At 68.2% G+C, this 15,934-nt stretch carries 12 protein-coding genes; 7 read left to right on the forward strand and 5 right to left on the reverse strand.

What is annotated here, in order from left to right; genetic code table 11:
* Nucleotides 1-16 precede the first annotated feature (16 nt).
* Complete coding sequence (locus E1193_RS02470; RefSeq protein WP_132179798.1) at nucleotides 17-1,954, forward strand: SGNH/GDSL hydrolase family protein; 1,938 nt, start codon at nucleotides 17-19, stop codon at nucleotides 1,952-1,954.
* 14 nt (nucleotides 1,955-1,968) lie between these two features.
* Here the strand turns inward: E1193_RS02470 and E1193_RS02475 are convergent, their stop codons facing one another.
* Genes E1193_RS02475 through E1193_RS02485 form a run of 3 tightly spaced genes read right to left on the reverse strand, consistent with a single transcriptional unit; the run spans nucleotide 1,969 to nucleotide 6,420 of the window.
* The gene (locus E1193_RS02475) at nucleotides 1,969-4,812 is read right to left on the reverse strand and encodes a glycoside hydrolase family 3 C-terminal domain-containing protein (protein WP_132179800.1); all 2,844 of its coding nucleotides are present in this window, start codon (nucleotides 4,810-4,812) and stop codon (nucleotides 1,969-1,971) included.
* Nucleotides 4,809-5,549: an FkbM family methyltransferase gene (locus tag E1193_RS02480; RefSeq protein WP_132179802.1), complete on the reverse strand. Its 741-nt coding sequence runs from the start codon at nucleotides 5,547-5,549 to the stop codon at nucleotides 4,809-4,811. Before E1193_RS02480 ends, E1193_RS02475 begins: the two co-directional genes overlap by 4 nt.
* A 19-nt stretch (nucleotides 5,550-5,568) precedes the next feature.
* Nucleotides 5,569-6,420 (reverse strand): hypothetical protein, encoded by an 852-nt coding sequence (locus E1193_RS02485; RefSeq protein ID WP_132179804.1) that lies wholly within the window; start codon nucleotides 6,418-6,420, stop codon nucleotides 5,569-5,571.
* Between the two features lie 430 nt (nucleotides 6,421-6,850).
* On the opposite strand from E1193_RS02485, the gene E1193_RS02490 reads away from it, so the two are divergent.
* From E1193_RS02490 to E1193_RS02515, 6 genes are all read left to right on the forward strand, one after another.
* The gene (locus tag E1193_RS02490) at nucleotides 6,851-7,591 is read left to right on the forward strand and encodes an FkbM family methyltransferase (RefSeq protein WP_132179806.1); all 741 of its coding nucleotides are present in this window, start codon (nucleotides 6,851-6,853) and stop codon (nucleotides 7,589-7,591) included.
* A gap of 309 nt (nucleotides 7,592-7,900) precedes the next feature.
* Nucleotides 7,901-10,195, forward strand: a complete 2,295-nt coding sequence (locus tag E1193_RS02495; protein WP_132179808.1) for a TIM-barrel domain-containing protein — start codon at nucleotides 7,901-7,903, stop codon at nucleotides 10,193-10,195.
* Nucleotides 10,196-10,325: 130 nt separating this feature from the next.
* Nucleotides 10,326-10,844 carry a hypothetical protein gene (locus E1193_RS02500; RefSeq protein WP_132179810.1) on the forward strand — a complete coding sequence of 173 codons (519 nt, stop codon included), beginning with the start codon at nucleotides 10,326-10,328 and terminating at the stop codon, nucleotides 10,842-10,844.
* A 208-nt stretch (nucleotides 10,845-11,052) separates the two neighbouring features.
* Nucleotides 11,053-11,601: a hypothetical protein gene (locus tag E1193_RS32810; RefSeq protein ID WP_243707237.1), complete on the forward strand. Its 549-nt coding sequence runs from the start codon at nucleotides 11,053-11,055 to the stop codon at nucleotides 11,599-11,601.
* A 137-nt stretch (nucleotides 11,602-11,738) separates the two neighbouring features.
* Entirely contained in the window at nucleotides 11,739-11,921 is a 183-nt protein-coding gene (locus E1193_RS02510; RefSeq protein ID WP_132179812.1) for a hypothetical protein, read from the forward strand.
* Between the two features lie 48 nt (nucleotides 11,922-11,969).
* Nucleotides 11,970-12,539, forward strand: coding sequence for a hypothetical protein (locus E1193_RS02515; protein WP_243707238.1), 570 nt, complete (start codon nucleotides 11,970-11,972; stop codon nucleotides 12,537-12,539).
* Nucleotides 12,540-12,575: 36 nt separating this feature from the next.
* Here the strand turns inward: E1193_RS02515 and E1193_RS31675 are convergent, their stop codons facing one another.
* Nucleotides 12,576-12,812, reverse strand: a complete 237-nt coding sequence (locus E1193_RS31675; RefSeq protein ID WP_165945603.1) for a hypothetical protein — start codon at nucleotides 12,810-12,812, stop codon at nucleotides 12,576-12,578.
* Nucleotides 12,813-13,357: 545 nt separating this feature from the next.
* Nucleotides 13,358-15,739, reverse strand: coding sequence for a hypothetical protein (locus E1193_RS02525; protein WP_132179814.1), 2,382 nt, complete (start codon nucleotides 15,737-15,739; stop codon nucleotides 13,358-13,360).
* Nucleotides 15,740-15,934: the final 195 nt, after the last annotated feature.

The following is a 15,934-nucleotide window of genomic DNA, read 5'->3' on the forward strand; positions in this document are numbered from 1 at the left end:
GCTATCGGGAGGGGCCATGGAAGAAACGCAGCCGCCGAGCCGGATCGGCGTATGGGACCACCGGCCAGCCGACGACAGGTACGTCCGGTCGGCGGGCGACTTGCCCAACTGGGGGGACCGCACGGACTTCGGCCGGCGGCCGGACGGGCGGCGGATCCTCCTCCTGGGCGAATCAGTGGCGCGGGGCCTCTGCTACGAGCCCGTGATCACCCCGGCGAAGCTGCTTGAGCAGGCACTGCGGGGAAGTGCGTCCGAGGGGATCGAGGTCGTCGACCTCGCGCTCAGCGGTGCGCGGATCTCCGATGTCCGGGAGGTCGCCGCCTCCGCACGGCACCTGGAGCCCGACCTGGTGGTCGTCTTCGCCGGCAACAACTGGAAGTACGAACTCAGCGAGTGGGCGCCGACCGAGGCCAGGGCACGCGACGCGCGGGCGCTGGAGGGCGGCGGTCTCCAAGCCGTGCTGCGGCAGCGCGAGAATGCCCTCACCGAACTGGCCGTCGGCTTCGTCGAGCAGATCTGCGCACTGTTCGAGAACGTGGCATCGGTGGTCTTCGTCCTGCCGGAACGGAACCTCCTCGACTGGCACCCGGCGCCGTTGGCCCCCGTCCTCGGCGGCGGCGCGGAGCTGTCCTGGTGTCGACTGCTCGACGAGGCGCGGGCCTTCGCTCGCGCCGGCGACTGGGACGGGGTGCTCGGCGCGGCCACGGCGCTGCACGACCTCGACGGGGGCCTGTCCGACGAGGGATTCCGGCTCAGGGCGGAGGCACATCGTTTCCGCGGCGACCTCACCGAGGCACTGGCCAACTACCGGCGGGCATTCGACGTTCGACTCTGGTGCGACGGCATCGATCCGTCGTGGCTGCCCTCCGCGGGGGCCGCGGGTGCCCGTAAGGCGGTCGCGGATCGCGGTGCCCAGCTCGTCGACCTGACCACGCTGCTACCGACGTACGCCGCGAGCGGGATTCCGGACCGGTCGCTCTTCTACGACTTCTGCCACCTCAACGGGCGAGGTCTGCTGCTGGCCGCGACCGAGATCGCGCACGGTATCGCGCCTCTGGTGGGCGTGACGGTGACCCGGGAAACCTGCGCCGCGCGCCTCACCCCGCCGGACCCCCGGACCGAAGCGGGAGCGGCCTTCTGCGCCGGCTTCGTCAACGCCGACTTCGCGCAGCCGGAGGAGACGCTGACCCACTTCGCGCGGACGGCGGCAGCGGCGGACGCCGAGATCGTGACCGCGATGGCGGCGTACTGCTCCGCGCCCGCGACCTCGGTGCCCTGGTGGATGCGGACGATCGAGGTGCCGGGCTTCCCGGCCGCACAGCGTTTCCTGCGCGGCATCGGGCGTACCGGCCGCTACGTCCACGACGACGCCCTCGTCGAGGCGTTCATGTCGCAGCTGCGCACGGTCGGCGTCACCGCGCCGGCCGAGCCGGCGGTGTCACCGGAGCGGGTACTCGCCGGCGGCGTCCGGACCAACCTGCTCGACCCCATCTTCGCGCCGGCCTGGCGGCCGCTGGACTGGGAGGGCATCCTGCCCACCCTGCCCGGTCGGCCGACCGGCTACCGCCACTACTTCCGGGCACACACCGAGGTGAGCACGTTCTCCTTCGGGCTGGACGCCGCCCGGCCGGTGCAGCTGCAGATCGTGGCCCGCCTGGGCTCACCGGGCTCGGGCACCCTCCGCGTCCGGGTCAACGGAGCCGACGCGGGCGACCTCGAACTCGCGGACGAGTGGCGACCGCTCGGGATCACCGTCGGACCGCCGGACGTGCGGGCTGGCCGCAACAGGATCGAGATCCGCTGGTGCCGGACGGAGATCCGGACGCCACCTTTCGTCACGACGGCACACCGACTCGAGCAGGGGCTGGGACAGGAGCTGTCCGTGGTGTACGGGGAACTGCACTCCGTCCACGCCTGGGTACCGGCCGACGAGGCGTCGACGGCCGACCGGTGACGAGCAGGGGTGCCTCAGTACAACTCCACCGTCTCCAGCCATACCGACCCGGTCGCCACCAGGAGGATGTCCCGGCGATCCATCCCGGTGCAGATCGGGACTTCGATGACGTCGCCGTCGACGCCGCCCACGACCGGCGCGACGGCCAGCAGCCGACCGTCCGGGTCGTCCAGCCGGAACTCGATCGCCGCCCAGCCTGCGGTCGGGCGGACGGCCCGCACCCGGACGCGTGTGCCCCGTACGGCGACGTCCCGGAAGAGGAGCCATCCGCCGGCGTCACCGCAGGTCATGGTGGTGAGCCCGGTCTCGGCGTCGTCCTGCGGCCAGAAAGCGTGGTAGTCGTCGAAGTCGGACGCCCGGACCGGGCCGCCGTCCAGCCGACGCGGGCCGACGGGTTCGGCGCGCACCGTCAGACGCCTGGTCGTCACGATGTCGGCCGATGACCGTCCGAGCATGATGTCGTAGTCGCCGGGCTCCACGACGAACTCGTGCCGATCCACGTCCCAGACCGCCAGTTCCCGCAGCGCGATGGTGAACAGCGCGGTCTGGGCGGTGCCCGCCGGGACGTGCACCCGGCGGAACGCGAGGAGCTGTCGTAGCGGGCGCGGATGGCGGGACCCCCGCGCGCGGCCGTATATCTGGAGCACCTCGTCGCTCTCCACCGGGCCCGGGTTGCCGACCTCGACCGACAGCTCGATCGGGTCCTCGACACAGACAATCGGGCGCAGCACCTCCAGGTCGTACCAGAAACACGGGTACGTCAGGCCGTGCCCGAACGGGAACAGCGGCTCGACGTCCGCGTAGAGGTACGTCTTGCGGGCCTTGATGATGTCGTACTCGTACATGTCGCCGAGGTCCGCCACCTGGCGTGGCCACGTCTGGGGCAGACGCCCGGCCGGTGCTCGGACCCCGAAGACGGCGTCCGCCAGGGAGGTGCCGAGCTGCGGTCCGGCATGGCTGCTCCAGAGCATTGCCGGTACCGCGGCGGCAAGTTCCGCCACCGCCAGCGGGTAGCTGCTGACGAGCGCCACCACGGTGGCCTGGTTCGCTGCGGCGGCGGCGCGGGCGACCTTCTCCTGGGCCGGCGCCAGCCTGATGTCAGTACGGTCCTCCGCTTCCCGCCCGTTGATCAGCGGGTGGTTTCCGACGATCGCGACGACCACGTCCGCGTCCACGGCCGCCGCGCCGACGGTGGCCGCGCCGTCGGTGACCAACTCCACCCGAAAGACCGCGGCGGCCTCGGCGGTGGCGGCGGCCGTGCGCAGCACCCCGTCGGAGGCCGGTGGCGCCACGTAACGCCCGGTGGAGACATCGAGCAGCACCGCACCGGCGCCCTGTGGTACCAGCCGGAACCGTTCGCGAACCTGCCAACCCTCCGGGGCGGCGCGGTCGTTCACCAGCGTCCGGTTCGACCTGCTCCGGAGGAAACGCCCGTTGCTCTCCGCGCGCAGGGAACAGACCTCGGAGCCCCAGTCGAAGATGGCGAAGCGCTGTGCAGCCTCGGCGACCGCCACCTGCCGCACCGTGAGCGGCCCTCCCTCGGGCGTCGTCGAGGACGTAACGTACCCGTCCTGCCACCGTAGGGCGATCACGTCGACCCCCTCCACCAGAGTGACCCGGTCGGCACCCAGCAGTCCGGCGATCCCCGCCATCGGCGTCCGGCCGTCGTCGAACTGGGGGGCATACCAGTCGCGGCACACCATGGCGGCGAGTTGGCCGACGACGACCACCCGACGGACTGCGGCCCGGTCCAGGGGAAGCAGGCTGTCCCGGTTGCTCAACAGGACGATCGCCTCCGCTGCCGCGCAGGCGGCGAGGCGCCGGTGCGCCGGCAGGTCCGGGCTGTCCGGCCCGGACTCCCCGGCGTCGGTCGCCTCCGCGTCGAACTGGCCCCACCGCATCCGCATCCGCAACAGCCGGCCCACGGCGGCGTCGAGCAACTCCTCGCGAACGAAACCGTCCGCCACCGCGCGGCCCAGGTTGTCGGTGATGACGTGGCTGCGGTCACCCTGGTCGACGAAGAGGTCCAGACCTGCCCGGACGGCGGCGGCATAGGCCTGGAGCCGACTCGGAAACGACGGTCTCTCGTCCAGCGCGAGGAAACTGGGCGCCCACGCGTCGGACATCACGACGGTGTCCGGATCCCAGTCCCGCAACTGGCCGCGGATGTGCGGGCTCAGGTGGTTGGGTACGCCGTTGACCCGACTGTAGGAGAGCATGACGCCGTCGGCGACGCCGTCGACGATCGGCGCCTTGAAGGCTCGTAGATCGTATTCGTGCAGCACCCGGGGGCGGAGAAGCACCGAGTGGGTGCCGCGTTCGTTCTCGTGATTGTAGGCCAGGAAGTGTTGCAGGAGCGGCGTCGTCGCCCGCTGCGCACCGGCGTCGCTCTGCCCGGACAGACCCCGGCACATCGCGGTGGCCAGTGTGGACGTCAGCACCGGGCACTCCGAGTAGCCCTCCTCGTTACGGCCCCAGCGGGGATCACGCAGCAGGTTGGTGACCGGACCCCAGATCGCCAGCCCGATCGTCGGCTGCCGGTGGTAGTGGGCGCGGATCTCGGCCGCGATGGCGGCACCGACGCGGGTGAGGAGATCCGGGTTCCAGGTGGCGCCGAGACCGACTGCCTGCGGGAAGACCGTCGCGCCCGGTACCGGGTCCGCGCCCCGGCGGACGGCGATTCCCCAGACGAGGGGTGGGATGCCGAGCCGGGGTACGCCGGGGGAGTACTGGTGCATCATCGCCAGCTTCTCGTCTCGGGAGAGCAGGCCCAGCAGGTGGCGGACACGCTCGGCAAGCGGCAGCCCGGTATCCCGGAAGTCTGTCTCCGCGTCCCTCGGCGCGTCGTGCTCGGTCACGTCGGCAACCGGTCCGCATAGACGACGTAGGTCACGATGGCCGAGGGGATCATCGGCGCCTGCATCACCGTCGGTCGCAGACCGTGCTGGATGAGCAGGTCGCACATGTCCTCGAGCCGCCCCGCGAGATCCTGCACCTCGATGACGACCTGATCGATGAGGGCCCAGTGCGACTGGTCGATGCCGAGCAGGATGTCGAGTTCGGCGCCCTCGACGTCGATCTTCAACAGGTCGATGCGGCGGTCGTCCGGCAGGAACGACGAGAGCCGGCGGACATCCACGCGCACCTCGTAGCCGCTGTGCAGGCGGTCGATGTAGTCGGTCGGCTCGAAGTCGTAGAGCACACTCTTCTGCAACTCCTTCTGCTCCGGATACCGGGTCGAGTTGCCGGGCAGCAGCGGGTAGTAGGTGAACGGCACGTCGGCCTCGTCCTCCCGACCGAGCGCGCACTGGTGCAGTGTGATCTTGGGCCAGCCATAGTGTTCGATGTTGTGGAGCAGGGATCTCGCCGGCTCGGGCATCGGCTCGAACGCGAGGATCTCAGCCGATTCCTGACGCTGCCTGACAAACAGCATGAAGAGCCCGATGTTGGCGCCCACGTCTACCACGAACGGCTGTTCGGGAAGCTGGATCACGTCGTAGCAGCCGTGTTCGAAGATCTCCTTGTACTGCCACATGATCTCCTTGACGCTCGGCCCGACCCAGGTCAGGTTCTCCCTGAGTTGTGCCACCTTCATGTCCGGCACCCTTGCCACCTCACCTCTCGTCGCCGCTCATCGCGCGATAGTGCTGCCACAGGTCGTAGTAGGGCAGCGTTCCGCCCTCGGTGCGGATCCGGTGCCACTCCCCGGCCCAATGGACCAGTAGCACCCGGTTCACCTGGGATGGAATGAGCCGGCCGGCTTCGACCCGACCGATGTCGTGGCCGGCCCACTGTTCCTGAGGAATGTCAGGATCGTTTCTCTCGGCGGCGATGACCGAGAGACTGGAGTACGGCCGACCTGATGTCACTATCAGATAGTTCAACAGAGGTTGCTCCCGGCAGAGCAACTCCATGTGCGGCGCCAGGGACAACGGTGCAGCCAGGTTCTGCCAGACCGTCGAGGGATCCAGCAGCCCGGCGCGGGACACCAGGAAGCCGGTGTTGGTGGCGTACTCTATCTGCTCGGCGCTCAGCGCCTCGGTCCGGTAGATGGAGTCTCGCCACACCCAGTGCCGTATGCGCGGGATGTTGGAGTGCGAGGTGACGAAGTCGTGCCGCGAGAGGTGATCGAAGGTGAAGTCCACCGAATCGAGCACGATCGTATCGGAGTCGATGTAGACGAACTCGTCGAAGGGGCCCTTCCAAATCGCCAGCTTCCGGTACTGGCCCATCGTTCTGCCGTCGTGGAAGCGTCGACTGATCTCGTCGCACCGCCGAAGGATGCCGTCGTCGCGCCATACCGTGAAGTCGTACCGGGCGGCCAGGGCGCTGACGTGCGAATGTTCGTCCGAGAACGGCACCAGGCACAACGGGATGGTCGGGTTGTGGAGCCGGAAACTGTTGAGGAACCCGACGGTCTGTTCAAAGATCGCGTCATTGGCGAGGAAATAGGCGCCGCGCTGCATGTTGCCTCCGGAAAGTGGGCCGCGATAAGTCAGTTCAGGCTCGTCGAGGCTCCGTCGGAATCGTCGGCTGGGTGCTCAGGGGTGACAGCGGAACCGCCCGCCCCGGGCGTGATGCATTGCAGTCCTATCCGGCGTGAGCGTCAATCTGCGGACAGTGTTTTCGCGTTCTTTGTCGGTGATCGTACGCCTTGGTCGGGCCTACGCAACACCTACCCCGATCCAGTGGGCATGACGGGTGTCGATGGCGTTCGAACGTTTGTCCGGTGCGGCTATTGCGATGCTCGGGTAGGCCGATACATATAGCGACATCCGGCTCTTGGGTGAGTGTTACGGTGAGCAGTGAGTCTGCGAGGCGCAGATTCGGTCTGCCCAGTCACTCCTGGGTGCCAGTTTTTGGGTCTCGATTGACGACGGTATCGGGAGCTTCGAGATGGATCTGTCAGACACGGTGGTGGCGCGCTTCCTCGAAGGATTCCACACAGCGTGGGAGACGGTCTTCTTCGTCCAGATAGGCTCGAACGACGGAGAGCACAATGATCCGCTCAGGCCGTTCATCCTGGCGGGTGGCTGGCAGGGAATCATGGTCGAGCCGGTGCCGTACGTCTTCGAGCGGCTGACATCGAACTATGGCGACCGGGCGGGGCTGAACCTGGTCAACACGGCCGTCACTGACCATGACGGGGTTTCGGACTTCTACTGCCTGGGGGAGAGCGCTGATCCCTTGCCGGAGTGGTACGACCAACTCGGGTCGTTCACCTTGGAGAGCATGCTGGACAGTTGGATACAGCAGGTCATCCCGGATATCCGAGACCGGATTATCACCATCACGGTGCCCTGCGCCACTTTCGAGTCCCTGTGTCGGAGGCACGGTGTGGGGGAGATCGATCTGCTGCACATAGATGCCGAGGGTCATGACTACGAGATCATCAGGACGATCGACCTTCAGCGTCGCAAGCCGACCGTGCTCCTCTACGAACACAAACACCTGAGCCGCCGAGATCGGCTGGCCTGTCGTCAGCTGCTCGCGAGCGAGGGCTACCTCACGCTCGACCTGTCTCACGACACCCTCTGCCTGACCCGGCAGGCTGCGGCTTCGTCGAGGCTCGGCCTGGGTCGGGCATGGCAGGATGCCGTCTCGGCCATGCGGGTCGCCGGGTGGGGTACCCGATGAGGGCGCGGCAGGGGTGGGCCCCTGGGCAGTGACTCGTCACCACCGGCGTTCGACTGTCCGCCCTGCGCAGTCGAACAGGGATGGTTGACCGCTCCGCGACGCTCGACCCTGCTTGGGTCCGCTCGCCGGTGCGGCGGGCACGCGCGACCGGAGCCGATCGAAGGCACTCCTAGATAGTAATAGCCTTCAATGTCAGAACAGGGGCCGCAGGGCGGATCCCCGTACGGAGTGCAGGCGGCTTCCGGCGTTCTCGATGCGTCCCTTCCACTGACCAAGAACATGTCCGCACAATGGCCTGGGAGTAACTCTATGCCTTACCACCCGCCGCTGGTGCAACGCGAGTACTTCGTCGCACCGCCACCCGAGCTTCCGCTGCGAGCCTACGGGGAGGAGGGGCTGTCGACCGTGCAGTTCGCAGCGGTCGTCGCTCAACAACCCGCCTCAATCGCCCTGAGGGCGACGACTTCCACAGGTGAGGAACTCTACGTCGATCTTGCCGCCGTAGCGGAAGGTGTCGTCAGAGCACGGCTCTCCGCCGTGCCGGCAGCACGGCCGAAAGTAGCCCGCGTTCTTGAGTTGGTCAATGCCGGCGTTTACGAACACGCCAGGGTGTCGGTCGACGACGGTGTCGTTCTGGTGGATGCCGGCTCGGTCCGTGCGGTCGCCACGCTGAATCCCTGGTCGCTCTGCTATCTGGACGCCACCGGCAGGGCTTTGGTCAGTCAGAACCGTGGCGAGAGAGACATCTCCACCAGGCTGCGCAACCTGCCGTTCGGTCGCTCGTTCGTCGATGGCGAGCCGGTGGCGTATCATGAGTCGTTCACTTCTTCCCCCAACGAGGCCTTCGCCGGATTCGGCGAGCGTTCCGCGCCGTTGAATGCGCAGGGTCAGCGTCCGCTGATGTGGAACTTCGACGCGTTCGGGGCGGATTCCATTCGCGCCTACAAGAATATACCGATCTATCTCTCGAATCGCGGCTACGGAGTCCTGGTCAATTCCGGAGCACCGGTCGAGTTCGACATGGCACAGTCCACGCACGGCGTGGTCGAGTTCGTCGTGCCCGACGACGCGCTGGAGTATTTCCTCGTCGCGGGGAAGCCGGTCGAGATCCTGGACCGCTACAACCGCCTGACCTCGCGTCCGGCCCTGCCGCCCAAGTGGGCCTTCGGCACCTGGATATCCTCCGGCTTCGCCCGGGACGACCAGCAGCGTTTCGTCGCGCGGGCCGCGAAGATCCGCGAGCACGGGATCCCCTGCGACGTCCTGCACCTCGACACCTACTGGCAGACCGGCAGGCACTGGTCGGACATGCGGTGGGACGAGGCCAACTTCCCCACACCCGAGAGGATGTTCGCGGATCTCGCAGAGCAGGGTTTCCGGGTCTGCCTCTGGATGAACCCCTACGTGTCCCACGAGTCGCCGGTCTTCGCCGAAGCAGACGAGCGGGGCTTCTTCCTCAGGCGCAGCGGAGGCGGGACCTATGTGGCTGACGTCTGGCACGGGTACCAGCCGGCGAGCGGCATCCTGGACTTCACCAATCCCGAGGCTGTCGCCTGGTGGAAGGGACTGCTGCGCGGGCCGCTGCGCGCGGGCGCGGCGTTGTACAAGACCGACTTCGGTGAGGGCGTGCCGGCCGATGCGGTCGCGTACAACGGCATGACCGGAACGGAGTTGCACAACGCCTACACGCTGCTGTTCAACGACGCCGTCTGTGAGGTCACCCGGGAGGTGCACGGCTACGAGTTTGTGTGGGCGCGTTCGTCGTTCCTGGGTGGTCAGCGACACTCCGCCCAGTGGTCCGGCGACGTCCAGACCTCCTGGGCCGGGCTGGGAGCCACCATTCGAGGGGGCGCGAGCCACGGCCTGTCAGGAGTGCCGTTCTGGTCGCACGACGCCGGCGGTTTCAACGGCAGGCCCAGTGACGACCTGTACGTCCGCTGGGCCCAGTTCGGTGCACTCTCCCCGCTGCTGCGATTCCACGGCACCAAGACCCGGGAGTTGTGGGAGTTCAGTGCGGAGGTCGAGGAGCTGGTCGTTCGGGCCCTGAAGATCCGCCACCACCTTGCTCCCTATCTCTACTCGGCGGCGGTGCGGTCCTCGCGTACGGGCGAGCCGATGCTCCGCGCGCTCAGTGTCGACGACCCCGACGACCCGGTCGCGTGGAACGCCGACCAGGAGTACAGGTTCGGGCGAGACTTGTTGGTCGCGCCGGTCAACGATCCGTCCGGGGAGCGCATGGTCTACCTGCCCGCCGGGAGGTGGGTCGACTACTGGACCAGGGTGGTCATCGAGGGTGGTCGGTACGTCAGGACGAGGCACGGGCTGGAGACCTTTCCGCTCTTCGTCCGGTACGGCGCCGTCATCCCCACGGTCGAACCGGGGCAGCGCATCGGAAACGATCCCTTCGTCGCGATCACGCTGCAGGTGTGGGGTCGTCCCGAGGCGGGAACCACCATCTCCGACGTCAACGGCGACACCGTCGTGCAGCTCCGCGGCGGAGCCGTGGCGACCCTCGTCGCCACCGGACCCGCCGACATCAGTGGCGTGGCAGTGATCGATGTCGACGGCGCTCCGGCCGAGATCAGGTTCGTGCGGGCCGGCTGAACATGAGGCTGGTTGGCGGACAGTCGACGTCGGGCATGCTTCGCACGACAGGAGAAGATCGGCTCCATCAGCTGTGCCAAGGTGAAGGCCCAAGTCCTGCGCTTCGACCATCTTCACTCCGAGAGAGACCATGGTCCGATCCGCGTTTCGCCGCGGCCTGCCCGCCGCCGTCGCGGCCGTGGCTGTCGTCCTGTCGCTGGGGGTCGCCGCCCCCGGTGCGCAGGCCAGCCCGGCGCCGTTGTCCTCGACGACCCAACTGTGCGACTGCCTGTTCCACGGTCCCGAGGACCTCCACGGCTGGGCGTTCCATCACGAGGACATGGCGTTTGCCGCCGCGGTCGCGCTCGCTGATCTGACGGTGCGTTCCGTGCCGTGCCTCGCCGCGATGCTGCTCGACCGTCTGGCGGTCGGCGGCGAGGATGCGAGCCGCTTCTTCTACGCCGTACGGCTGCTGCTCAGCCTGGTCTTTCCGCAGGGCCCGCTGCCGGACGGGACCACGCCGGCCGACCTTACGGCGCAGCAGTACGCCGCCCATGCCGTTTTGCACAGCGGGCTCATCGACCATGCCCCAGTCGCCCGCCTGCTCCGGGAGTGCAATCTCCCCGGCGACGAGGAAACCCTCCGCACCTGGTGCCCACCCCCGGCGTGAACCACCGGCAGCGACGAACGGTGCCAGCTATCGCACTGCCAGGACCGCCGACAACAAGCGAGGCAACCGGCCAGCGTGGCCGCTGACGACAGCCGAGCCCTCCGCCACTACCTCGACCAGGCAAACCGATCCGGTCAACCCGGACGATCGACGATCTACCGACGCTGCACACCATCCGGATCCGACGGCGCCACTGCTGCTCGCAAGAATGGGCATCTCGGCGGCCGACCTCATCGAAGCGTCGGCGAAGCGCCCGTTGGCGCCGACATTCGCCGAATACGTTCCGGTCGTGGCAGCGGCGGTCTGTGCGGGTACGCGGCGAGCCTACGGCTCCTACTGGAAACGCGTGGTGGAGCACTGGGGACAGCGGAGGCTGAACGAGCCCACACCGTCGGAGATTGAGCGTTTGGCGGAGTATGTCAAGACGCATGTGGTGGCTCGTCGGAATGCCCGCGTAGGTCGAAGCGCAGCGGAGCACCTGGTTGCCGCGCTGCGTTGTCTTTACAGGAGGGCGGTCGCTGATGGTTTCATCGCGGCGTCGGACAATCCTGCGTTGAAGGTGGCGAAGCCGCGTCGTTTGCCGAGCACGCGGCGGGCGGTGGCGGACGTTCGGCTGGCGGAGATCAACGCTGTGGCAGCCAGCACAGGCGACGATCCGGCGCTCGATAGCCTGCTCTTGCGGTTGCATACCGAGACGGCGTGTCGCCGTGGCGGAGCTTTGGCGCTTCGTCCTGTTGATTTGGACCCGGACCAGTGAGCTGATCTCAGCAACGCGAAAGTGTTGATTGACGCGATACGGGCGAAGGCGATGAGATCGGACAATGCTGGAAAGGGACGTGGGGCCCTCGGTAGGTAGTTCTCACCACAAGATCACCCACACGGTGAGGACCCCACGTGATCGCATATCGTGCCATGATCGATGTCCCGAGGGAACTCGTGCAGTACCTCGGCCGGCTGCTCGCCGCGGAGCGCCGAGCCAAGGGGACACGGCGCGGTACCCGCGCGTTGACCTGCTTCTACCAGGCCCTGATGGTGTGCTGTGGACGCCAGAAGGTGCCGCCGGTACTCGTCCCCTGATTCTAATGGGACACGGCGGCGGCCAGCACAAGAAGGCCCCCCGGTATCGTGGCCCGTGCGCGCCGCTTCGTGGCCGAGTGTGATTTCGCGGTGGCGGCGGTGGACGTGCCCGGCCATGGCGACCGGCCAAAGGATGAGGAGTACAACCGGATCGCGACCGAAAACCAGGCGCGCGTGGATGCCGGGGAAGACCTGGCTCCGTTGATCGCTGGTTTTCAGGCGCTCGTAGCCCGCCAGACCGTCCCGGAATGGCAGGCGGTGCTGGACGCGGTCCAGCAACTCGAGCCTGTCGGCGCTGGCCCGGTTGGCTACTGGGGCGTGTCGTTGGGCTGCGGGCTCGGCGTTCCATTCGTTGCCACCGACCCCCGGGTCCGGGCGGCAGTGTTGGGCTTGGGCGGGGCGTTGGCATCGGCGGAGGCCGCCGCGCGGATCACGGTCCCGGTGGATTTCCTGCTGCAGTGTGACGATGAGCGGGTGCCGCGGGCCCAGGGCTTGGCGCTGTTCGACGCCTTGGCCTCAGCCGAGAAGACGCTTCACGCCAACCCCGGCAAGCACGGGGAAATCCCGGCATTCGAGCTGGACAGCACGCTGCGGTTCTTCGCCCGGCACCTCGGCTGATACCGCCACCCGCAGTCGGCGACGCGCCGATCGGGATCAGTTCCCGATCGGCGCGGGCAGCGAACACTGGTCGGCGTGGTCGACAGAGTTCAGGCTCGGGAGATCGACGATGACGAGGGCCACGCCTGCTGCGGATCGTCCCCAGAGGCACGGGTCGGTGGTGACCTGGCGGCGGGCCCAGATGGTGCTGCTGTCCGCGCAGGGCATGCCCGCGGCGAAGATCGCCGAGGCGACGTTGACCAGGCCGCACGGGGTCCGGCACGTCCGGGTCAACCCGCGCTGGTACTGGTACTGGCGACAGGCGCGCTGCCGGAGCGGGTCGCGCTGTTCGTCTCGCCCGAATCCGACTTGTGGCGGGCAGCCCACGAGCGGTGGATGGCGGTGCTGGCGCTGGCTCTGGCGGCGCTGGCATGGGCCAGCCGCCAATGACCATGCGTGAGACTCCGCCGAGTGCTGGTGGAGATGAGCCTGCCGGCCGGTCGGCGTCGCGGCGGCCGGGTTGTGGCGGTGGCAGATCCTGTGCGTGTTCGGCCGCTGAGTGATCCTCGTACACCTGCGGCCTGACGGGAACGAACCTTCGTTCGAGTGATCCAATGGTGACGGCGTCAGCAACGATGAGTAGCGGGTCCCGGTGGCGATCATCCAGGATGCCGGGCGTGTACCACGCGTACGACTGCCGCCAGCACCGCCTCTTTCCCACCGGCTCGGCTTCAGCCGACCTCAGGTGCCCCGCGAACGTTCGCACCAGAATCGCCGGCGAGGCCATCCACGACCCGGCCGGCCGGGTCACCGTCTGACGCGTCCGGCGGGTACGGCCATCACCCCCTCGCCTTCCGGTCCCGTACCGCCAGGCTCTCCAGCTGCTTGGGGGTGACGGTCGGGTCGTCTCGTCCGGCGAGCGTGGCCGCGTCGTTGTGTTCCGCAGCCCGTGCGTGCAGAATGTCGCTCCGGCCGTCGGACGGGGCGTCGCTTGACGTGAGCTTGCTGGCGCGCGCCGTCAACCGATCGACGGACAGATCGACCGCGTCGTGCAGGTCCTTGTGCCACGTGCCCTTCTGCGCTTTTAAGCTGGTGGCCGCGGATTCCATGGCGGCGGCCAGTTCGGCGCGCTGGATGGGGTCGGCGACCTCGTTGCGGTGGGTGTCGGCGGCCTCGATCAGCGACTCCGCGTCGATGTGGTCTTTTGCGTCGTTGCTGCTGCCCTCGGCCTTGCCGCCGCGGTCGCCGTCGTCCACGGTGGCGTACGGCAGCTGGTTGCGGAACCGCAGGTAGGCCGCCGCCGCCTCGGTGACGGTCTTGGCCTTCATCAGGCGGTCCGCCTCCCGGAAAATCGCGGTGACCTGCCCGCTACCCAGCTGGTAGGCGGGCAGGAACTGATCGAGTTCCATCACGGCGAGGACTGGCTTCCCGTCCCGGGCATCGGAGTCGGGTGTGCCCAGCTCGGTGAGCATCCGGGTTTGCAGCGCCTGAACCGGGTCCAGCTTCTTGGCGAGGGCGTCCCGGACGAGCGCGTTGACCGCTCGCGTCTCCGTGTCCCAGGAGGTGCTGTGCGAGCCCATCCCGGTGACCCCCGGCGGGTTGGGCGCCCGCCCGTTGATCGTCAGCGGCCGGGCCGGGTCGCCGGAGTCGGTCACCACCAGGGTGCCCGAGGTGACCTTCGCCGCCCAGGTGCCTTCGCCGCCCAACGTGATGCCGCCCGGGTGCCGGCTCGCGAGGACGTCGAGCAGCTTCTTGATCGAGGCTTTCGTATCGTCGTCGACGGCCGGGTCCGTGGCCTCGCTCATGGCTTCGCCGGTGGTCGGGTCGGCGGTCTCGTCCGTGGCCTCGCTCATGGTCTCGTCGGTGGCCGCGTCTGTCGCCTCGCCCATGGTCTCGTCCGTGGCGGCGGTGGCTTTGCCCGCCGGGGGGAACATGGCCTTGACCATGGCGTCGACTCTGGCGCTGTCCGTGACACCGAGCCGTTGCACGATGGCGGCGGCGAGCCTCGTCCTGGCCGCCACCCCGCCGTCGAGGAAGTTCGCCTCCTTTGCCGCCCGCGGGTAGGTGGCGGCCACCATCCGCTGGTGTTTTACCAGCAGGTATGACAGGACCGTCGGCGCCAGGTCGTCGAGATCCGTGATGCGCTTGTCGATCCGGTCGAGCTCGGCCTGCGCGGTCGCCAGAAGACTCTCTACGGACCGGCCGTCATGCAGCGCCTTCGCCACCCCCAGCAAGGTCGTGAGCAGGTCACGCACGGCGGGCTGGTCCTGGTCGACCGGCCTTCTCAGCATGGCCTCCAGGGTGGCCCGCCACCCGCGCTCGGGTCCCTGCTGCCCCCGCTTCGATAGCTCTCCCTTCGCGTTCCTCGCGGCGAGCGCTAGCATCTGGCCGAGAAGCTGCCGGGCCTCCTCCAGCCGGCCCTTGTCGATCGTCAGCATCGCGTCCGAGGCGCGCAACGCCGCCTGCATGTCGAACATGCCCCACAGGTCGTCGAGCAGGGCGGCGCGTTTGGCGTTGTTAAGCTCGCCCTCGAACGCGCCCGCCTCGAACTCCACGAGCCGAGTGCGACGCCCACCCTCTCCCTTGCCGGAGGAGCCCTTCTCGCTGCCAGCCGGCACGGTTGAGAACGGCAGATAGTTGAGCAGCTCCAGGAACAGGGTGGTGGCCTGGGCCAGCGTGTCGGCACCGCCGGCGCCCGGCTGGATCTTGTCGAGTTCGGTCGTGAGGTCGGCGAACGTGGAATTGATCAGGTTGGCTCGGTAGTTCCCGGTCTCGGGAGCCTCGCTGAGCAGAACGCCCCCCGGCGGAGCGGCGAAGTAGTTCACGGCGGACGCGGCGGCGGACCTGAGATTGGCCGCGGCGGTGGCCAGTGGCTGTCCGACCACGAGAGCGCGCGCGTAATCGAGGGTGACCGCCCAGCTGATCGTGTGGTCACCCATCCTGCCGTTCGGCAACGGCGTCGGGGTCCGCACCTGTCTGCTGATCATCAGGTTGGACACGGTGCCGGTGGTGGCGTCCAGCTCGGCCGCGGGGTGCAGCCGGTTCGGGCTCCGGATGAAGGTGGGATCAGCGTGCTGCGGGCCGAGTTTCCACGAGTGCTCCCCGGCGGTCACTAGATCAGCTTTCTTCGCCAGCTCTTCCTTGGTCGTCCTCTTCCGCCTCTTCTCGGGCGGGGCCGGGGGGCCGCCCGTCCGCTGGCGCTTCTTGGTCGATTGCGTCATCGTGGGTGGCTCCTGTGCGTCCAGTCGGGATAGGTGAGTGGTGTTCCGGCGGTGAACGACGTCGGTGCGCCGGGTGCGGATGAACCGCGGGCACGGTTCGAAGCGGCGAAAGTTGGAGCAGTGACGACCTGACCACGGTCGCGAGAGAGCGCACAGCCGACCGGGAGACCGGGAGACCGGGAGACCGGCGGGCCG

Origin of the sequence: Micromonospora sp. KC606, assembly GCF_004348675.1 — a bacterium.
Taxonomy (GTDB): domain Bacteria; phylum Actinomycetota; class Actinomycetes; order Mycobacteriales; family Micromonosporaceae; genus Micromonospora.